A 20800-nucleotide genomic window follows, 5' to 3' on the forward strand; every position below is an offset into this window, starting at 1 on the left:
TAAATAGTAATTTTAGTGACAGTATACCAAATGGTTGCCTATTAAATATATAGTTATAGAAAAACATGAAATCTCTACAAATTTTAATTCTTGTCTGTTTTATAAATATAGCAGCAAGAGCCCAAGAAAGTATTCCTATTACAATTGGAATAAATCATACGATACAATCAATAGCTTTAAATGAAGATAGAACGATTCAGATTTATACGCCTGATGGATACAAAGATTCCAAAAAGGACTATCCTGTATTGTACATTTTAAATGGTCAGTGGTATTTTCATAGCGGAGTGTCTATTCAAAAATCTTTACGTACGCCCGGAGTTATTCCAGAAATGATTGTTGTAGGAATTAATGATAGCAAACAATCACGATGGTCTTTATTTGGAGAGAAGAAAGATGCATTTACTAGTTTTTTAGTAGATGAGGTTATAAACTATATAGATACGAATTATAGAACTACAAAAGAGCGTGTCATTTTTGGTTGGGAAGCAGCAGCCTATTATATCAGTGAATTAATTTTAAAAAGAAGTGAGCTATTTGATGGTGCAATTATAACTGATGGAGGATATGCTTCGGAAGATTTAGTCAAGAATTTCAAATCGAACAAAGATGTTTATTTGTTTATGGCTAATTCTAAAAAAGACATTTACTATATCAATTCAACAGAAGCATTTCATAAGATCTTAAAGAGTAGCAGCCCGAAGAATTTAAAATGGAAATACACTTTGTTTAATGACGAAGTACATGAATCATTGGCACACCTTGCTATGTTTAAAGGGTTAAAATATTATTATCACAATTATGATTCTCTTGTTTTTGAAAGTATTCAGCATTATATAGACGCTGGAGGAATGGACTATCTAAGCACTTTTTTTAAAGAGCGTGCTAAAAGATTTGGAGGGACTGGAAAAATAGATGATAGCACAAAAAATGCCTTGATATGGCTTGCTTGGAGGAGAGATAACTTTGAATATTTTAGTCTTTTTATGAAGGAGTTTAAAGACGTATTGAAAACAAAAAGATATGATTCTGCATATTGGCAAAATCGATTTGGACAGTTTTATTTAAAGCATAAAGATTATAAAAATGCTAGTACTTATTTTAATAACGGACTTAAAAAATATCCGAATTCTAACTTTGAAAAAGAAATGAAAAAAGGGTTAAGCATAGCAAAACAAAAGAAGGGTTAAATTCCATTGATCTTTAATCTCAGAGGATATTGAAAAGCATAACACCATAGATACAAAAAAGTGGAGATGATTACATCTCCACTTCAATTATAAAAACTCTTTTATTACTTTGTTTTGTATATGTTAATGTTGTCGATAGCAGTTTGAGCTCCTTTTTGCACTATAACTAGTTTGTATTTTCCTTTAAGAACTTTAGCGTTAAACTTACCTTTAAATCGCGTCCAGCCTTTGCTATCAATTTTAGGATCTAACCTAGCTATTGGAGTAGTGTTAAAAACCTTGTCGGCAGGGAAAATAAACACATTTAAGTCATATGCACCCCATTTAGAAAAGTCTCCAGGCATATAGTAATCGAATTGAATTTCTATTTCTTCTTTGTTATGATCTTCTGAAAAAGTAATTTCTTTCTCAAAACTAGAAGTAAATATACCACCACAGCTTCCCATATTAGTAGCTAAGAAAAAAGTATCATTTCCTTTATAAGAATACCCTTTCCAATCTAAAAAGTCTTCTTTTTTTCCTCTAAAAGATCTACCGCAATGATTTGTTGATTCACTAACATTCACTAAAGCTTTACCTATTGGGAAATCTCCTCTAATACTGGTTTTAAAATCCTCATTAGAAGTATCAAAGTCAATTTTATGAAGTATTCTGCTATCATCAACTTTAAAACTTACTGTTTTTTCAGATGTAAGATTATCATCATCAGTTACAGTTATTTTAAATTGGTAGTCTCCTTTTTCTAAATTAGAGATAGAAATTGAAGCTTCATCATTTTTAAAGTCCGCAGTACCTCCTTTTACTTTTGTCCATAGAATCTTTTTTATCTTTCCATCGCTATCGCTTAATGTGGCGCTAATATCAACGGAATTGTTAGGTAAATATACAGTTTCAACAACTTTAATAGAAATATTCGGTGGTTGTTGAATGTTATTGAGTTCATCTTTAGAGCACGATATAAAAGCTAAAATGCATACAGCTGTTAACATTAGGTTGAAGGCTGTTTTGGTTATAGAAGTTCCAGTAATTTTCATGATTGTTAAATATTTTTAATTTTCTAGACATTAAACTCCCCAAGGTTGGAATACCCTATGCTTTTTTTGTTTCTATTATTTTCGTAGGGTATTCTAATCTTTAGGCGTTATATCTATTGTAAAACTTTAAAAAGTAATGGAAGTATCTAAATCAGTTTGTAATTCTGAAGTTTTTGAAAAGCTATATGATAAGTATGTTGACGATGTTTATGGCTTTATGTATTATAAGTGTGGAGATAAGGACTTAGCTCAAGATTTCGTTCAAGAATCTTTCGTAAGAATGTGGGAAAATTGCAAAAAGATAATTTATAATAAAGCCAAGTCCTATCTTTTCATGGTTTCAAACAATTTGTTTTTAAGCGACTACCGACACAAAAAAGTGGTTTTAGAACATGAAAAAATTCCGCAGAAAGAATTTTCAAATGAAACTCCAGAATATATTATGGAAGAACAAGAGTTTTTAAAGAAATTGGAATCGGTTATTGCTAATCTTGGAGAAAAGGAAAGAGTTGTTTTTCTTATGAATAGAATTGATAAAAAAAAATACAGGGAGATTGCTGAAGAATTAGGGGTTTCTGTAAAAACAGTAGAAAAACGAATGACAGCAGCTTTAAAAAATATACGAACACATATTAAAGGAATCTAAAGTTATGGATGTAGAAAAATCAGAAGTATTACTTGCCAAGTGGGTTTCGGGAGAAATGTCAGAGAAAGAATTAAGTGCTTTTAAGAAAACAGAAGATTATGAATTGTTTTCAAGAATCGTAAAAGAATCAAGTTTGTTTAAAAGACCTTCTGTTAACAAAGAAGAGGTGTATTCGAACATTTTGCAGATACAGGAAAAAAGAAGGAAAAAGACTAAAAAAGGAAAGGTTTTTAGCATGAGTTCAATAAATTTAAAATCGGTAATTGCAATTGCGGCTTCTATAGCGGTTTTTCTAGTAGGGTTTTACTTTTATAGTGCTACTATTCAGCAAGAAGCTGATTTTGGAGAGCAATTGGCAATAAAGTTACCTGACAATTCGGAAGTTATTTTAAACTCAAAATCGAGTGTGTCTTACAACAAAAGGACTTGGTCAAAAGAAAGAGTTTTAAGATTAGAAGGAGAAGCTTATTTTAAAGTAACTAAAGGAAGCACGTTTAAAGTAGAGACTGATGAGGGAAGTATAAGTGTTTTAGGAACTCAATTTTCAGTTTTAGAGTCAGAGAATTTTTTAGAAGTAAAATGTTTTGAAGGAAAAGTAAAAGTGGAGAGAAATGGTCATGTTGTTATTCTTACCGAAGGGAAAACTTTTTCACAATATAAAAATGCAAAACCATTAGGAGTTGTAATAGAAAAAAGTGAACCTGATTGGTTAAAAGGTGAAAGTAGTTTTCAAAATACTCCTTTAAAAGTGGTCTTAAAATCACTTGAAAAGCAATATCAAGTAAAGATTGAAAGCAATAAAATAGAAGAGAATAAGATTTATACAGGTAGTTTTGTTCATTCAGATATTGAGTTAGCTCTAGAGGCTGTTTTACTTCCTATGAATATAGATTATGAACTTTCAAAGGATAAGGAATACGTTAAAATTAAATAATAATTTGAAGTCATACTGTTTTATATTCATACTGTTTTGCTTTACCAAAATCTTTGCTCAAGACAGTAAAAATAATCTTAGACCTCTAAAGCAAGTATTAACTACTGTTGAACAAGAGTTCGATGTGAAGTTTGCATACTCTAATGAGCTAATTGAGTTTAAGATGTTAGATGTGAGTATTTCTAATAAAAGTTTGGCACAGGTTATCTTAGAAATAAAAAGAAAGATTAAACTAGAAATTAGAGAAATTAGTGATAAAAGATATGCAGTTGTATTGCCTCCTAAGACCATTGATATCTGCGGTGAATTGTATTTGAATAGTAATGAAGAAGAAAAACTGTATGGAGCTACCGTAAAAATTTTAAATAGCGATAGAGGTAGTATTTCAAATTTAGAAGGAACCTTTTCATTAAAGAAAGTTCCTGTGAATACCTTTTTAGAAATTAGCTATATTGGTTTTGAAACGGTATTAATTAGTGTTAGAGACTTTCTTTTTCAAGATTGCCTATCCATTCCTGTCAAAGAAGAAATAGCTCTTTTAAGAGAAATTGTGATTACCAATTATCTAACAAATTCTATATCTAAAACAAAAGATGGAGCCATTGTTTTTAGACCTAGAAATCAAAACGTTTTACCCGGTCTTACAGAACCAGATATTTTGCAAAGTGCACAACAATTGCCAGGTGTTTTGAGTACAGATGAAACGGCTTCAGGTTTACATATTCGAGGAGGAACCCCTGATCAAAATTTAATTTTGTTCGATGGGGTTAAATTGTTTAATACAGGACATTTTTTTGGAACAATATCAGCCTTAAATCCCTATATAATAGATAAGGCAACAGTGTATCGAAATGTATCCAATAGTAAATATGGTAATCATATAGCAGGAATAGTCGATGTTGAAACATCTTCAGAAATTCCAAAAAAAGTAGCAGTTTCGGCAGGATTCAATTTTACCCATGTAGACGGGAATATAAAAGTACCTCTAAGTAGTAAAATGAGTGCATTGTTTTCTGTAAGAAGGTCTATTTCAGATATTGTAGAAACACCAACATTTAATAAACTGGCAAATAAAGCTTTCCAGCATACAGCTGTTTCTAATGATTTAGTTGAAGGGAAAGATTACAGCGTTAGAACAAAAAACATTTTTAAGTTTATAGATTATAACACTAAAGTAAACTATAAAATCTCTGATAAAGATTTAGTTACATTTAGTCAAATTGCAATTAAAAATAAGTTTGATTATAATTTTTTAAACTTAGATTTAGAGGAAGAAAGAAATGATAATTTAAGCTTAGAAAATTATGGATACAATGTTTCTTGGGATAAAAAAATCACTCATAAGTTTACGCAAAGTGTAGATGTAAGCTATTCAAAATATGAGTTGTTGTATGATAACTATAAGAACTCAACCAATACGAAATATGCGTCAATCAAAAAGAAAAATAAGGTTGACAATTTTGACTTCAAGCTAGATCATACCTACAGATTTAAAGACCATCAAAGTATAAAATATGGGTATCAGTATGCGTTTCAAAATATAGCATACTCGCTCAATAGAGAAAACTTACCTGTTTTTTTAGGAAATAAAGTAACAGATGGTAGTAATAGAAATACTACACATACTTTGTTTGGAGAGTATCTTTATAGTCAAAAAGATAAGTATACGATTAGTATTGGTTTAAGAGGGAATTACTTTTCCTTACTTAATTTATATACGATAGAACCAAGGATTTTTCTTCAAATGAAAGTCATTCCAAAATTATGGCTAAATGCTTCGTTTGAAAAAAAGCAGCAAAACACAAGTAAGATATTAGAGTTTGATACAATAGATTTTGGACTAGAGAATCAATTATGGGCTTTATCAGATGGAGATCAAATTCCGTTGTTAGAAAGCGATCAAGTTACTTTTGGAGTTCAATACCAGAAAAACAATTGGATAGTAGATGTAGATCTGTATAAAAGAAATATTGATGGCTTAACAACGCTTACAACCGGTTTTGAAAGTTTTATTCAAGAAATATATGTTGGTAAAGCAACGACTTTAGGATTAGATGTATTGATTAAGAAAAACTGGAAGAATTATCATACATGGTTGAGCTACACCACAGGAACTTCTAAATTTCGTTTTGATAATTTTAATGATGATAAAGAATTTAATGGAAACTTTGACGTTTCCCATTCTTTTTATTGGTCAAACAATTTTACTTTCAAAAAAATCACCTTATCTACTGGTTTTACCTATAGAGTAGGGATTCCTTTTTCATCTACATCGGGACAAAATCCAAATTTTGGAATTGTAAGAAACGGGATAAACGATAGCCGTTTGCCCAATTACCATCGATTTGATGTTTCTGCAACCTATGATTTTAATTTAGGCAAGAATATCAAAGCTAAGATCGGATTGTCTCTTTTAAATGTTTTTGACAGACAAAATATTTTACGAAGAGAATATGAGAATAAGAGAACAACAGATAATAGAATTGTACTCACAAAAAACGATACTAAATCACAAGGTTTTACTCCCAACTTCTTTTTTAGAATCTCTTTTTAATACAATCTGAATTTCGAACTTTTCAGTCTTTTAAGAAGTAATTAAAGAAACAAAAATTAGTTAAACGTTTTTTATTCTCTAGCCTAAATATGTTGTGTGTTAAAGCCAACGGTATCGGTTATGCGTATTATTTTTTTATTTGATTTTTAATCCAATCCATAAGCTCATCTTTGTTTATTGCATCCCAAGTTAATTGAGAAGTCTTTTGTGATGAAGGATTATCTTGGGCTTGTAACACAATTAATTCGGTATTTTCATTTCCTGTTAATTTCAATTCAGCTAAAAAGCCAACGATATCTGTTGAATTATTTTCATATAAGGTTCTTAATTGTTTTGTTAACTTATATTTTATTGCGGGTTCTATATATGCTCGAATACTATAATCTTTGTAAATCTTAATATTTTCGTTCTTTTCATCAAGGTAACTGTATGAAGAGAAGTTGTGATAATTTTCTGGACTAGTTTTTGGTGTTCCACCCAAGTATGTTTCTAATAGATAGTTTATGAATTTTGGTTCCCAAAGGTCAATTCTGTTAATTTTAATATCACGCTTATGTTGATACCATTTTCTAGTAAAATCCATTGTGAAATTACAAATAACAATACCTTCTATTTTAAGTTGAAATTTGAAGTCATTCTCTTTTGTGAATTTAATATATCTCATTGCTCTATGTCCAACTAAACTTGCACCCAAAAAGAAAATGTTCTTATTTGGTAAATCATATTTATCAAATACTGCTTGAATATGTTCATGTGCAGAATTCATAGATGATTTAGAGAAAAAAAAATCGAGCGGAATTTCGGTTGAAATCGACAATACCGCAAAGTTATTTTCCGATGCCTGAGTATATATTTGTTTGGCACTTCTATTCTTTTGATCATACTTTGAGTCTTCTAAGAAGATAAGTACACCATTAATCTCCTGGTTTTTGGGAAGCATTAAAGTATAACCCTTTTGTATAAAAGGAAAGAAATCTTTTTCTCCAGTTCCAATTTTAAAACTATCCTTTTTTACTGGTTGATAATCTTCAATTATTTTTTGTGAAAAAGATTCTATACTGAAAATGATAAAGAAGAGTAAAAAGAATAATTTAAAAAGTGATTTCATTATCGATTGTTAATTTGTTGTCTAAATACCAAAATAACAACTTATCCTGAGTAAATAAAGAATAAGAGGGAGTTTAACTCTTTATTGTTTTTTCTATAATTTATTCAGAACGTTCATTATTAATATTCCTTTTTTGATTTAAATAAAAGAAACAATTACTAAATACAAACTATTAAATATGAGTTAGAATACTTATTTATTCCATATAGTAAATAGAGGTGAGGACTGAATAACATAGTTTTCTCTGTTGAAAAACCAGTTATTCTGTTATAAAGAACTAATACTAAAGTTTAGCCAATGTGCAACGCAACTATTTATGAAATTTTACATCTAACTAAAAACTAATTTAAAGAACTATGAAAAATCAATTTTTATTACTGATGTTTATAACATTACTATATGCTTGTAGTGATAATAATGCAATAGCGTCTAAAAGTACTGTTTATGGAAAATGGAAATTAATTGAAATATTGGCAGATCCAGGAGATGGAAGTGGAGTTTTTCAACAGGTTATGAGTGATAAAACACTAGAATTTAAAGAAAATGGAATAGTTATAACTAACACTTCTCTTTGTAACCCTTATTCTGAAGAAGTAATAGGTTCTGGAAGCTATGATTTCACTGAAAAAGTAATTCGTACTGGTTGTGAAAATTCAAATATTAGTAAAATTTACTTCGAGTTTGAGAATGAGTATCTCATCTTAAATTTTATTTCAAATGAAGGGTATTCTCAAAAATTTGAAAAACAAATAGAATAGCTAATTTAAGTTAATACTGAGTAATTTTATTCCAATAGTATACTTAGGGTAGTACTTTCTCTTTTTTGGTTAAAATTAATTAAAAGAATAACTACTTTATTCATTTACTAAATCTAAGCTTAAAGTTTTTATTTGCTTCTCAAGATATATTTAAAAGAGAGGATGGCAATCATTCGGATATCACAATTAGAATTGATTCCCTTGAATTGAAAATGACAGTTTTAACTGTAGAATAAAGAGAATAAAAAAAAGCGAATCTAAGTCCGCCTTTATTTAATAAGTGATTTATGCTTATTACCTACAGTAGCAGCAATTATTAGTTGGCCCACAAGGAAAGTCTGAAGATTTGCATACCTCACAAGGTGGATTACCTCCGTTAATAGATTGTTGTTGTGTTTTGTTTAGAACTGAGCCTAAGTTTGAAATACTCTTTAACATGATTTGAAATTTTAAATTTCTTAAAATTAAATAGATAAAGATTAGTAGATAATTTAAAAACCGTAAAAAAAGTAAGGTTTTGTCTTACTTAACTAAATTTAACAAAACATAAAAGAATTGTAATTAGAATAGAACTTTATAAATAAGTTGATTATACCAAGTTTAAGGTTTTGTATTAAGTATAGTTTTTATCAATTCCCACTATTGGGTTCAGAGTCAATATCTTCTTGATCAATACTAATTATTTCAGTTGTGTTAATAAGTATTCCTGCTGAGGTTATAGTAGCTCCAATTTGAATTGTTATTGGAGGAGCCCCTGCATTGATAGTAACTCCAGACAAGTCCCAATCTCCAGTAGCATCATCATAAGTCCCTGTTGTTATAGAAGAACTCCCAGAGTCATACGTAAAACCAGATGGTAATAAGTCTCTAATAACAACTCCTGTAGCATTCTGTGGACCAGCGTTGGATACAGACAATGTAAAAATGACTACATTTCCTACTTTGGGAATTGCATTATTGACCGTTTTAGTTAGTTTTAAATCTACGGTAGGCACCGTTTCTAATGTAAAATAATCATTATCATTAAAGGACACGGTTGCTGAATACACACCTCCAGATAAATTTAAGTCGTATTCTTCAACAATAGAACTAAAGTCTGAAAGAGTACTCCTTAGAAGCTTAAAAACTCCTGTAGGCACTCCAGTTAAATCTAGATCTGTCTCATTAACTGAAAAAGTTACTGTGCCTACATCTCCCGTTTCACTTACTCGCCATTTAGTATTCACTCTATACCTTTTATTCGCTGGGGCTACTGTTGAAAATGTATAACCGGAATTTATTTGATCTTCACCCCAAAACAGGTACTCATTATTATTCAGGTTACTTGGTGTATTGATTCTTATTATACCAGTCCCCTGCGAATCTGTATGATTACTACCGTCAGAAGCTTGTCCAATTCCTGCAACTTTATGATCAAAATCACCTGTAGATGTGTCTTCGTTATATAGATCATTTGATGTTAATGTGAAATTGTATTTTGCTGATAAGTAGTTGTTTATGATTGTTCTTTCTGCATCATTTAGAAGCACATCAAACATAATTATCTCACCTATTCTTCCATTGAAATAATAATTTGGCGTTAGATTTTCATTCCTTCCGGCTCCTACACGAAAAGGCCTTATGGTGTTGAGTGTCATTGAATGACTACTTGTTTGGTTTAAAGTATTATTAATAAACAATCGTTTATTGTTAGAAGCAGTATTTTCATAAAACAAATTTTGAACAGCCCAACTTCCTGAGGTAGATAAAGAATTACCTGTTGTTTGCCAGGGACCAGCATCTCTTCCTGTCCAAAAATCCCATCTATTAGTTCCAGGTCTTGAGTACAATATAAACCCTCTAGTTGGTGCTCCTGAAGGATCATCTCTATTAGAAACAACAGCTTTAAATCCACCTGAACTTGTTACATTCGTAGCTGAGAAAACACTAAAGGTATTCGGGTTTAAGACACTTTCAAATGATTTTTCAAAGTAATTTGACGAACCATTGAAACTATATGAATTATATCCATTTATATCTGCTGTATTTAGTACCGCTCCGTTTCCATCGCCAAAATCAAACCCTCTACCAGAACTATCAACCCATAAAGAATTCGTATTTCCTGCCGATTGAGGTCTTAACCACAAAACCAAACTTGTACCACCTCCAACGGTGCCTACACCTCCTGGTCCTGTTTGTGCTCCTAGAAAACAAATAGGAAACAATAATGTAAACAAAAGATATATGTACTTTCCTTTCATTCTTCGTGCTTTATAGCGAAAATATAAATTCATATGTTATCGTCAAAAAGGACATCCGTATTTTGTGAAAAACAAAATAACTATTGTTGTCTAAATAGTTTATTTAGAGTGTCACTTTTATTCTTTTTGATAAAATGAAGATAAACAAAAATAACCCCCATTAGTGTTTGCTAATGAGGTTTATTTTAAAATAAGTTTACAGAATCTATCTAAACCACATGGGTAAATAGTTTATTCACAATTTTCCATTCGCCTTGTATTTTAAATAAGGATAAATAATCATAGTAATTAAAACCCAACATGGGTACATGTAATTTTACCATGGCTACTTTTCCAAGAATATCGATGCCTATAATTGACATGTTTAAAGTCTCTCCTAAATCATTCGGACTTTCCCTTGTCTTCACAGTTTCAATATATTCACTTAAGGTTTTAATATACTCGTTTGAATTGATATCACCATAGATAATTGCATTGTTACTAAAACAGCTTAAAAGATTTGATATCTTTCCATAAAAGATTCCTTCAAAATAGGTGTTGATTAGTTTTTCAATTTCTTTAATATTCTCTTGATGCATTCCTTATGTCTTAGTTGCTATTGTTTGTGTTCCGTTGAATCCCCAATTTTCTAAGGGTATTTCATCAATAACCACATGAGTTGTTGCTGGATTTTTATTTAAAATACGAACGACTAATTCTGTAGCGCCTTCAATTAATAATCTCTTTTGGTCTGTGGTTATATTCGTGTCTGTAACTTTGATATTGATGTATGGCATTTTTTTAATTTTAGTAGTTAAAGTTGTGTTTTAATCCCAAGTTGATCTTGTAGATATGGCGTATTTTCCTGCTCCTAAAAAATAGATAACGATAGTTCCAAATAGATATAAACCTTGTAGTTCTATTCCCCAGCCACCATATTCATTTAAAGTGAAAATGTGAGTTGTATGCGCCATTAGAATGGCAATTAGCATATTGAAAGCTAATACTAAACTAGCCAATCTAGTTCTCCAACCTACGATTATCAATATTGGAGCAATTATCTCCCCTATAAAAACGGCGTACGCAGCAAATTCTGGTATTCCAATACCATTAAGTAAGCTTTTGATAAATGAATAATTGGAAGTTAGGTTTGCAACTCCATGAAATAAAATAAGCAGACCAATGCTTAATCGCTGTAATAATAGTCCTAGGTCTTTGTTTAGAAATTTGTTTGTGGTACTCATATCGGATAATTTTTAAAATTAATACGATACAAAAGTCAAAAAATGACTGACTGAACCACAGGACGATAATCACTAATAATTTGTGATATATATCACACGTAAATGAAGGCTATGTTAGTTATTTAAGCGACTTAAAGTTTCTCTACTAATCCCTAAATAAGAAGCGATTAGTTTTTTAGGAACTCTTTGGAAAAGCTTCGGATATTGCTCAAGAAGTAACTCATAGCGTTCTTTGGAAGAATTTTTTAATAGCGATAAGATTCTGTTTTGAAGTGCAATTCTACCATACTTACTTTTTTTAGCCCAAAAACGTTCCATTTTGTGCATTTCTTTGGTGAGTTTTTCTCTGTTTTCATAGGTGATATAGAGCAATTCACAATCTTCTAAACAGTCAATATTTATTTTAGAAGTGGTTTGTTTTACAAAAGACTCGTAATCCGTTATCCACCAATTTTCCATTCCGAATTGTAGAATATGCTCTTTTCCATTTTCATCAAAAAAATAGCTTTTTAAACACCCTTTAACCACCCAATATTCTTTGCTTGCAACTTCACCTTCCTGTAAAATATATTGATGCTTACGTTTGGTAGTACTTTCAAAATGACTTAAGATAAAAGCAAATTCCTCATTTGTGAGTTCAATAAGTTCTTCTATATGTTGTCTTAGTGGATGTTTCATTTTTTTAAATGTAAAATATCATTATTTATTGTAATAAAAAATATAGTTTTTAATGAATACGAAAGGATAAATATTTAAAATATGATTTTGATATACGGGTTTCAGTAATTTTAATGATCTGGTAATTAGTATTTTGTGAAAAAAGAAGATCTTGAATTATATGGATGATTAAAATTTTCATCTATGGGGTAATTTTAAAAGAGATTCGGATTCATGTATTTTATAAAAGTAATATTGAAAAAATGGATAAAAAAGTAAAAGAACTCGAGTTGGAGAATAAAGTTTTAAGAGCTAGACTGGAAGACCATGAAAAACAAAATAAGAATAAATCGAAAAGGAGAGCTTGGATATTTAAAAAAGGAATAGGACTTTTTTTAGGAATAAATTTAAAACAAAGTATTAGAAATACTTTAAATGAGTTTAGTCAGAATGGTAAGGTTTCGAAGGATACGCTTGTAGATCTTTCAACGAATTTGATAAAACGGTTTACCAGAATCGGTGTTTTTACTTTTCTAATAGCTGTGATTCCCGCTTTTATTTTAATCGCTCAAACAGTACTATTGAGTATACAAAACGGTAAAATAGAAAAGCAGAATAGATTAATTACAGAGCAAAATCAAAAGATTAAAGTTCAAGTTTTTTTAGAAGATTCAAATAGGAGAAATAACTTAGTAATGTTAATGGATAATGTTTTAAATAAGGTAGGGGAAAATTTAAATAAGAATAATCTTGGTGAATTGGATGGTGCATTATTGGCTAGAATACGTTCTTTAGGGCAAGGTTTTGAACCATACAAACTTATTAATTACGAACCTATGCATTTGAAAAATAGCGATAGTTTAGTATTAACTGATCTATATAGTCCTGAAAGAGGCTTGTTACTTTCATCTTTGGTGAATATAGGAATAAATGAAAATTCGATGTGGAGCCTTTTAAATGAAACATTATTTAATAAAGCTTACTTAAAGGAAGCAGTATTTACAGATGCATATTTAAGAGGAGTTAAATTGGATGAAGCATATTTAAGTCGAGCATCTTTAAAACATTCTAATCTTAAATATTCACATTTAAAAAATGCTAATTTAACAAGGGCAAATCTATATAAAGCTGATTTGACCGGAGCTGATTTGACTGGAGCTGATTTAACAGGAGCGAGTTTAAGAGATGCTATTTTAAAAGAAGCAAAATTAAAAGATTTAAAATCAATAGATAGTGTTGAAGTAGAAAGGAAAGACTGGCTTGTATATTTAAGAGACTCTTTATGTTTAAAAGGTTCAGATGTGTTAGCTAAGAGTTATAAGGTTGTTAAAGATACAGTTACGAATTATAGGTTAAAAGAAAGAGCTTTTTTAGTTGTTAAAAAATATTGATAATAGAAACATATTAGCTAACAATTCTTTAATGTTTACAGGTAATAAATGAGTATTGTATTCATTAAAGAGTAGTTTTCTGAACAAAGTAATTTATTTATTGTGTTAACCCTTTAAAGGTTACAGAAATTTTTAAGGTATTTTGTAGGTATTATATTTTGGAGTACCTATATGTTTAAGGTTATTTTTTTTACTTTATTCCATATAGCTTTGAAATAAAAAAAGTGAATACTAAAACTAATATTTTCCCAATCATATTCTTGTTTTTTCATTATTAATCATCATCAAAAGAATCTGTATCTGAAGAATCACAATCGGAAAATGAATCGGTATCATGATCGTCATCCCAACCAAAATCAATGTCAACACCATCTGAATCTCCTTTAATAGAGATAATGATAATAAATATAACTAGGATAATAATGAAAGGGATATAGTCTAGGAATTCCATTAGCAAAAAATAAAAGTGAAGATAGTTGACTTTATTTAAAAAACAAACTGAAAATATTCACTATTTAAGATAAAACAGTAAGTAAATAAAAGACTAAAATAACGAAACCAAAAGTTAATATGATATTCAAAAAGTATCCTGTTATGATATTTTTTCGTTGAAATTTTAGCTGATGATAATGATTGTACTCTTTTTTGCATCTGTCTAATACTTGGTAAAAGATAGCACCTAACATTTCATTAAACCCTAACTGCCCAGTAGTATCATAATCTGAAATCCTTTTTTCTTTTTTTGGTTTCATAGCATAGCGTTTATCTATTAGTAGAAAACTTGGTAGAAATGTTACTAATTACTTTTGTTTTACTTCAAATATAATGAGTTTTATCAAAATTATTTAGTGATAAAAATCATAAAAGTAGAACTATTGGTGTATTACTTTTATAAGCAATTGAGTTAAGTGGTTTCATTAAAAAATAATTGAAATGTTGAAGTATATATTGGCATGGTTTCCAATGATTATGATAGCGATAATAAATGGTTTTTTTCGTGAGAAATTTTTAGCAAACTATTTTAATAGCCTTCAAGCACATCAATTATCATCTGTATCCATGATTATGTTGTTGGGTATGTATATCTGGTTTGTATTCAAGGTTTTTTTCCCAACTTCTGCCAATCAATCCATATTAATTGGACTAATTTGGTTATTGTTTACCGTAATTTTTGAATTCTTATTTGGGTATTATGCTATGGGGAATTCTTGGAATAAATTACTAAGTGATTACAATATTTTAGAAGGAAAAGTTTGGGTTTTTGTACTCATTTGGATTGCTATGGCTCCCTACATCATTTATCAAATACAACTATTTTTCTTTCAGAAAAACTGAGTGTAGGGCTTTTTAGTCCTTTAGGGTGTCTTTAAAATGGTTGAAAGTAATCGACCAGATATCATAAATTGGGTTGATTATCATGAGTTGAAAATCTCATTTTAACTATAGGTTTTTTAATTAATTCTATTTCCTTTGTAATCAAATTCATTTCCAAAATCATCTTTCCAAGTAAGCCCAATTTTATTTTTCCTAAATGATTTAGAATCAACACCTTTTAATATTTCTGTATTATAAAATACATATTTGTCATCTTTCGAAAAACCTAAATCTAATACTTCGAATGTTTTTGGATTGGCTTTTTTAATTATAAAATTATTGAAATAGATATTTCTAATATCTTTATAATAATTAAAACTTATTTTGGAGTGAGATTCGTATATAGTTTCGAAACTATTATAATCTATTTTAATTTTTTCAAATGTTTTAGGATTTAAAGGTTCGTATTTTGTTCCAAATGAGAAAATTATTGAGTCTATCAAAACTACATTTTTAGAAATAGAAATAAATTTTTCATATTTTTCTATTTTTTCTGAAAATAAAGAAGTTCTACGTTCTTCGTTTTCCCCAACATAGTATAAAGTATTGTTAGATAAAATATATTTTTCATTGATTTTTTTAGGATAATTTTCTGTTTTAGAAATTGTAATTATTTTCCAACCTTTTAAATCAGAATAAAGATGTTCGTTGTCATAAAAAAAATCATCATTTAGAAATTTTAAGGTTTTATAATTGACATTCAGTTTTTTTCCTTTGAAATAATAGTTGTTTTTATCTTTTGTCCAAGAATATTGACTTGATTTATTTTTACGTAGATATTCAAATGTTTCAACATCAATACCATTTATTTCAACAGGTTCAAGATGATTAATTCCATACTCATAAACATTATTTTTGTCTTTAGGAATACCATTAGAATCTAACTTAAAAGATGAATAATCTATTTGATTTTGCTTTGTATAACCTAAATATATTGATTTAGAATCTTTAGATATTTTTTCTGATAGAATTTCAAATGTTTTAGCATCTGCTTCAGACTTATTATACCCTAATTCAAACCAATTTCCGTTAGGCGAATAATAAATATTATTATTCTTAATAAAATAAGATTTTGATTTTTTAGGATCAAACAATTCGCCTTTTACACAGGAAAATAAACTAAAAACCAAAATTATTATGTAGTACCTCCTTTTCATTCTGAAATTATAGCCAACTAGTTATATAAAAACAAATATATTATTTATCTAGTTGATAGTTCTGGATAACAGAACATCTTATCTTTCTTAATCAAAAAACTATAGGGTATTAATCTTTAAAAGAATTGTTAGTAACTAACCAGATATCCTGAGTTGAAAATCTCATTTTAACTATAGTTAACTGTTTTGTGTATGAAAAGTAGCGGGCCTTGATGTACTAATTCTTCGATTATCAAACAAAGATAGCAGAGAAGAGCTAAGCTTTAAATTTAGCCCTTAACTACTATTTTTTATATACCGTGTTGTAACCAGTATTTTTAGTTTTCTTTTAAAATTTATACCCAATGATATTATAGTAATTATAAATTAAAAGGCATGTTATTATTGCCATTAAACCTGCCACAAAATGTAATTTATTAAAACGACTAATTGAGCTATTGTAAATAACTTTTGGTATTCTTAATAACCCTAAAATACCAAATAAGATACTTATTAATGGAAAGGTGAAAATAAAGTAGAAAATTTGAGGTACGCCATATTTTGCAGATCCTCCAGTTGTTGCTATAGCTAATAAACCAAAGAAAAAAACTAACGAAAACATCGAAAGTCCAAGGTATAACCTCGGCATAAATATTTTCTTTGTTTTAACGTATTTTATAATCCAAATAACCATGCTAATAAGAAAAATCACAAAGCAGGCAATCAATAATATTAAGTGTAACGAAGGTTTTTCTAGAAGTGATATTTTTGTATACGTTGAATACCCGGTAGAATAATGACTTCCATTTTCATCGATAATAAAGTTTACAAACAAATCACCTCCTTCTTCTCTTTGAAAAAGTAGGCTGTCAATTTCATTATACTTAATACCATTTATTGAAAGCATATTATTATCCGTTGTGATTTTATAGACATCACCAAATAGATAGGAAAAGAGGCGTTCAATAGTTGATTGTCCGTCATTCATATACTGATAAGTTCCCGCCAAAGCTTCTAAGTCGGTTTCCGATTGAAAAGGGTTCAATGATTCTTTATTTTCTTTATCTTTTATTTTATCAATAATTAAATTTCTAATCTGAAATTTCAGATCACTAGCCTCATTGTTGTTTGAGGCGAAGAAATAGCCAATGTCTGAATCTGGAAATAGCACTACAATACTTTCTATGCCAGTATCGTCACCACTATGATAACTATAGGTAACACCTTTACTTTTTCTTACTTTCCAGCCTAGTCCTTGTTTCCTATTCATTAGTTTATGATAATAAAAATGAGGATCAAAAGCAGCTTGAATCGTTTCGGATTTTAGAATTTGGCGATTCTTAAATTTTCCATTTTTTAAATACATCTGCATGAAATTATTCATGTCACTAGCAGTAGTTTGAAATCCTCCAGCTCCTGTTTGATTGGTATATTTAATTCCATAGCTATCATCTAAAAACAAAACATCATTTTCATCTTCCTTCCATTTGTATCGAGTCATCATATTCTTAATAGAAGCCTCTTTATAACTAAAACCAGAGCTACCCATATCTAATGGAGCGTACACATTTTTATTTAAATACTCATCAAAAGTCAATCCTGAAACAGTCTCAACAACATATGCTAACAAAACCATTCCAATATTAGAATAGTTAAAGTACTTTCCTGGTTCCCACACTACTGGTGTAAGTCGTCTTTTAAGATGATCTTTTAGCGTTCCTAACTCATCAACGGTCATTACTTCACTTCCTATGGTAGTGTCATCGAAACCAGCAGTATGTGTTAATAGGTGTCTAATTAAAACGGGTTGATTAAAAGGATTTTTTATTTCTAAATCTCCAATTAATTCTGATACAGGCTGATCTACGCGAATCTTACTTCGCTCTACAAGTTGAAGAATTGCTGTAGTGGTCAATAGTTTTGAAACAGATGCCACCATGACATTTGTTTGAGCTGGGTCAAAAACTGTTTTTGATTTAATGTTAGCAAATCCATACCCTTTTGACAGTAAAACTGAATCGGATGAAACAATACTGATCACAGCACCTTGAATGTGTTCTTCCTTATTCAGGTAAAGCTTAAATAAAGAGTCAATAGATTGGTTTATGTCCTTTAAAACATACGATTGCTTGTATAAAGAGTCCCGATGAATATTATGTAGTTTTTGAGATAATTGTTGGCTAAAAAGAGAAAAGGTGCTTATTACTAATGCAATAGTTAAAAATTTGGTTTTTGTCATTTTAGTATCGTTTTCAATTTTAGACGATACTCTCTTCATATTGGTTACAACTAGTTATGTAAAAATAAACATGTTGTTTATCAGGTTAATAGCTCTGGATAACAGAACACCTTGTCTTTCTTTATCAAAAAGCTATAGTCTGAGCTGCAACATATAAATTTAGGAGTTATTATTAGTAAAGAAACCCGTAAAATAAGTAAAGAAAAACTATAGTTTTTATAGAAGTAATTAACAATTGAATTTTAGTTCAAACCGCTATTGTTTTCAATATTATACATTTCTAAAACATCAACAAATCCCTTTTTTATTTTATTCACTTCAGTTTGTGGTGTATTCTTTTCTAAAAAAACTGTTATACTAGATGTGGTTTTTCCACTGAAATGTTCTTCGGTTTTTATGTTGATTTTTTTAGTCTCAATAGAGTTATTTGGAAAAAATATTTGAATGAATTTACTTTTCTCTGTTTGCTTGATTGTTATTTCTGAAAATTCTTTTGCAGTCAAATAATATGCTGTTGAACAAAGTTTTCCATCTGTACAGAATTGTATAAACTTAATAGTTTTCTTGTTATTAAAGTTAACTTCTTCAAGTAAGTAGTTGTAGTTTTTTTTGTGATCAATTAACTTATGTATATCTATTTTTTTACCCAAAGATAGAAGGGCATCTGTCTTGGATTGGCTTGAACATTTTGTATAGATCGACAATAAAAAGAATATAAAAAAGAAATTTTTCATAACACGATAATGTATTTTGGGGTTTATGGATTGCAATTAGTTATATCCAATCAAATATACCATTTAAATGGTTGATGTTTTTGATAAAAGAACATTTTCTTTTTCTAATAAAGAAACTATAGAAAAAGCAGCTCACCACAGAACTCCCACATTGAACTTATAATATAAAATTAAGCACGGACAAACTTTTATTTTATATGTTCTTTTAAGGTACGGTTAATAAAAATGGGTTACATCTTGAAAATGAATAAATAATAAAAACCTTTAGAATCAGTAATAAAAAAAAGCCCACTCAGAGATTGAGTAAGAAGATTGCAATGAATAAGAGCTCAAGAAGTCTCCTAAGTAATGCAAATATAAGTGTAATAAAATGGGTTGCACTATGTAATTAAATAAATAAACCTGTAGTTTTATATTTAAAATAATTTAAAAAGCGCAGGTGAAATACCTGTGCTTTTTTCATCAATACATGACATATTGAATGATGTCCCCCGACATCATCATAATTCTATCCTAAAAAAGATTTTAAAGTATTTGATTTATTTTTTATTTTTTTAATTGCTTTCACCTTTATTTGTCTTACTCTTTCTCTAGTTAAATCAAAAGTTTCTCCAATTTCTGTTAAACTCATCGCGTCCTGTTTTCCCAACCCATAAAATAATTTTATAACCTTCGCTTCTCTAGTTGCTAAAGTTTTTAATATACTGTCTATTTCTATTTGTAAAGACTCAAGTAATAATTTTTGATCTGAGTTTGGTAACACTACCGAACTATAAACATCATATAAACTAGACTTTTCTCCATTAATTAAAGGGGCATCCATAGAAAGATGCCTGCCAGAAATCTCCAAAGAATTTTTAACAACATTAATAGTCATATCCAATTCGACTGAGATTTCCTGAGCAGATGGATTTCGTTCTGTTTCTTGCTCTAATCGTGCTACTGCTTTATTAATTTTATTAATGTTACCAATTTTGTTTAAAGGTAATCTTACTATTCTAGAATGCTCAGCTAATGCTTGTAATATTCCTTGACGAATCCACCACACTGCATATGAAATAAATTTAAAACCGCGAGTTTCATCAAAACGGTGTGCAGATTTAACTAATCCAAGATTACCTTCACTTATTAAATCTGAAAGAGTTAACCCCTGATTTTGATATTGTTTTGCTACTGATACTACAAAGAGTAAATTGGCACTTACCAATTTTTCTAATGCTAATTTATCCCCTTTTCTAATTTTTTGAGCTAAATCAACTTCTTCTTCAGCAGTAATTAAATCTATTTTACCAATATCTTGTAAATACTTATCTAAAGATTTTGAGTCTCTATTAGTTATTTGTTTTTTTATTTTTAACTGATTCATAACTAATAATTTACGGTTCTTGCGTGTGTGTGTGACCTGATTAACCTAGTATATAAAAGTCCATTGACATATTACCAATAAGTGCAATTCCCAAGTTTTTTAATACAGTAAAATCAAGGTTCATTATTAAAATTTCGTTATATAAAAATTGTATTGTTTACACTTTCTAAATAACATGAAATCAGCTACATACTAGATTATGACAAAACCAATGTT

Annotated in this window: 20 protein-coding genes; 7 read left to right on the plus strand and 13 right to left on the minus strand. The window is 29.2% G+C overall.

Annotated elements, in window-relative coordinates; genetic code table 11:
- Positions 1 to 65: 65 nt before the first annotated feature.
- Positions 66 to 1190, plus strand: a complete 1125-nt coding sequence (locus Q0873_RS01280) for an alpha/beta hydrolase-fold protein (protein WP_299103924.1) — start codon at positions 66 to 68, stop codon at positions 1188 to 1190.
- Positions 1191 to 1294: 104 nt separating this feature from the next.
- Here the strand turns inward: Q0873_RS01280 and Q0873_RS01285 are convergent, their stop codons facing one another.
- Positions 1295 to 2224, minus strand: a complete 930-nt coding sequence (locus Q0873_RS01285) for a hypothetical protein (protein ID WP_299103925.1) — start codon at positions 2222 to 2224, stop codon at positions 1295 to 1297.
- Positions 2225 to 2360: 136 nt separating this feature from the next.
- Between Q0873_RS01285 and Q0873_RS01290 the strand changes: the two genes are divergently transcribed.
- From Q0873_RS01290 to Q0873_RS01300, 3 genes are read left to right on the plus strand one after another with little or no spacing between them, the layout of a single operon-like run.
- Entirely contained in the window at positions 2361 to 2870 is a 510-nt protein-coding gene (locus Q0873_RS01290) for a sigma-70 family RNA polymerase sigma factor (protein WP_299103926.1), read from the plus strand.
- Between the two features lie 4 nt (positions 2871 to 2874).
- Positions 2875 to 3804: a FecR family protein gene (locus Q0873_RS01295; protein ID WP_299103927.1), complete on the plus strand. Its 930-nt coding sequence runs from the start codon at positions 2875 to 2877 to the stop codon at positions 3802 to 3804.
- 4 nt (positions 3805 to 3808) lie between these two features.
- The gene (locus Q0873_RS01300) at positions 3809 to 6358 is read left to right on the plus strand and encodes a carboxypeptidase-like regulatory domain-containing protein (protein WP_299103928.1); all 2550 of its coding nucleotides are present in this window, start codon (positions 3809 to 3811) and stop codon (positions 6356 to 6358) included.
- Positions 6359 to 6485: 127 nt separating this feature from the next.
- Here Q0873_RS01300 and Q0873_RS01305 read toward each other — a convergent pair whose 3' ends face one another.
- Entirely contained in the window at positions 6486 to 7466 is a 981-nt protein-coding gene (locus tag Q0873_RS01305; RefSeq protein ID WP_299103930.1) for a hypothetical protein, read from the minus strand.
- A gap of 356 nt (positions 7467 to 7822) precedes the next feature.
- On the opposite strand from Q0873_RS01305, the gene Q0873_RS01310 reads away from it, so the two are divergent.
- A complete protein-coding gene (locus Q0873_RS01310) occupies positions 7823 to 8224 on the plus strand; it encodes a hypothetical protein (protein WP_299103931.1) in 402 nt (133 codons plus the stop codon).
- A 629-nt stretch (positions 8225 to 8853) separates the two neighbouring features.
- On the opposite strand, the gene Q0873_RS01315 is transcribed toward Q0873_RS01310, so the two are convergent.
- The 5 genes from Q0873_RS01315 to Q0873_RS01335 form a co-directional block, all read right to left on the minus strand.
- Positions 8854 to 10497 carry a hypothetical protein gene (locus Q0873_RS01315; RefSeq protein WP_299103932.1) on the minus strand — a complete coding sequence of 548 codons (1644 nt, stop codon included), beginning with the start codon at positions 10495 to 10497 and terminating at the stop codon, positions 8854 to 8856.
- A gap of 176 nt (positions 10498 to 10673) precedes the next feature.
- Positions 10674 to 11042, minus strand: coding sequence for a nuclear transport factor 2 family protein (locus Q0873_RS01320; RefSeq protein WP_299103933.1), 369 nt, complete (start codon positions 11040 to 11042; stop codon positions 10674 to 10676).
- Between the two features lie 3 nt (positions 11043 to 11045).
- The gene (locus Q0873_RS01325) at positions 11046 to 11240 is read right to left on the minus strand and encodes a 4-oxalocrotonate tautomerase family protein (protein WP_299103934.1); all 195 of its coding nucleotides are present in this window, start codon (positions 11238 to 11240) and stop codon (positions 11046 to 11048) included.
- A gap of 30 nt (positions 11241 to 11270) precedes the next feature.
- Positions 11271 to 11687: a DoxX family protein gene (locus Q0873_RS01330; RefSeq protein ID WP_299103935.1), complete on the minus strand. Its 417-nt coding sequence runs from the start codon at positions 11685 to 11687 to the stop codon at positions 11271 to 11273.
- 114 nt (positions 11688 to 11801) lie between these two features.
- Positions 11802 to 12365: a Crp/Fnr family transcriptional regulator gene (locus Q0873_RS01335; protein ID WP_299103936.1), complete on the minus strand. Its 564-nt coding sequence runs from the start codon at positions 12363 to 12365 to the stop codon at positions 11802 to 11804.
- Positions 12366 to 12607: 242 nt separating this feature from the next.
- On the opposite strand from Q0873_RS01335, the gene Q0873_RS01340 reads away from it, so the two are divergent.
- Positions 12608 to 13735 (plus strand): pentapeptide repeat-containing protein, encoded by a 1128-nt coding sequence (locus Q0873_RS01340; protein ID WP_299103937.1) that lies wholly within the window; start codon positions 12608 to 12610, stop codon positions 13733 to 13735.
- A 274-nt stretch (positions 13736 to 14009) separates the two neighbouring features.
- Here Q0873_RS01340 and Q0873_RS01345 read toward each other — a convergent pair whose 3' ends face one another.
- Together Q0873_RS01345 and Q0873_RS01350 are read right to left on the minus strand one after the other, a co-directional pair.
- Complete coding sequence (locus tag Q0873_RS01345; protein ID WP_299103938.1) at positions 14010 to 14186, minus strand: hypothetical protein; 177 nt, start codon at positions 14184 to 14186, stop codon at positions 14010 to 14012.
- A gap of 64 nt (positions 14187 to 14250) precedes the next feature.
- Positions 14251 to 14487, minus strand: coding sequence for a hypothetical protein (locus Q0873_RS01350; RefSeq protein WP_299103939.1), 237 nt, complete (start codon positions 14485 to 14487; stop codon positions 14251 to 14253).
- Between the two features lie 181 nt (positions 14488 to 14668).
- On the opposite strand from Q0873_RS01350, the gene Q0873_RS01355 reads away from it, so the two are divergent.
- Positions 14669 to 15070 (plus strand): hypothetical protein, encoded by a 402-nt coding sequence (locus Q0873_RS01355; protein WP_299103940.1) that lies wholly within the window; start codon positions 14669 to 14671, stop codon positions 15068 to 15070.
- 116 nt (positions 15071 to 15186) lie between these two features.
- On the opposite strand, the gene Q0873_RS01360 is transcribed toward Q0873_RS01355, so the two are convergent.
- The 4 genes from Q0873_RS01360 to Q0873_RS01375 form a co-directional block, all read right to left on the minus strand.
- The gene (locus Q0873_RS01360; protein WP_299103941.1) at positions 15187 to 16203 is read right to left on the minus strand and encodes a DKNYY domain-containing protein; all 1017 of its coding nucleotides are present in this window, start codon (positions 16201 to 16203) and stop codon (positions 15187 to 15189) included.
- A 391-nt stretch (positions 16204 to 16594) separates the two neighbouring features.
- A complete protein-coding gene (locus Q0873_RS01365) occupies positions 16595 to 18484 on the minus strand; it encodes a serine hydrolase (protein WP_299103942.1) in 1890 nt (629 codons plus the stop codon).
- 242 nt (positions 18485 to 18726) lie between these two features.
- The gene (locus Q0873_RS01370; protein WP_299103943.1) at positions 18727 to 19218 is read right to left on the minus strand and encodes a hypothetical protein; all 492 of its coding nucleotides are present in this window, start codon (positions 19216 to 19218) and stop codon (positions 18727 to 18729) included.
- A gap of 508 nt (positions 19219 to 19726) precedes the next feature.
- On the minus strand, positions 19727 to 20584 hold the full coding sequence (locus Q0873_RS01375; protein WP_299103944.1) for an RNA polymerase sigma factor RpoD/SigA: 858 nt from the start codon (positions 20582 to 20584) through the stop codon (positions 19727 to 19729).
- Between the last annotated feature and the right edge of the window lie 216 nt (positions 20585 to 20800).

The sequence above is a fragment of the uncultured Tenacibaculum sp. genome (genome assembly GCF_947498805.1).
In the GTDB taxonomy this organism is placed as follows: Bacteria; Bacteroidota; Bacteroidia; order Flavobacteriales; family Flavobacteriaceae; genus Polaribacter.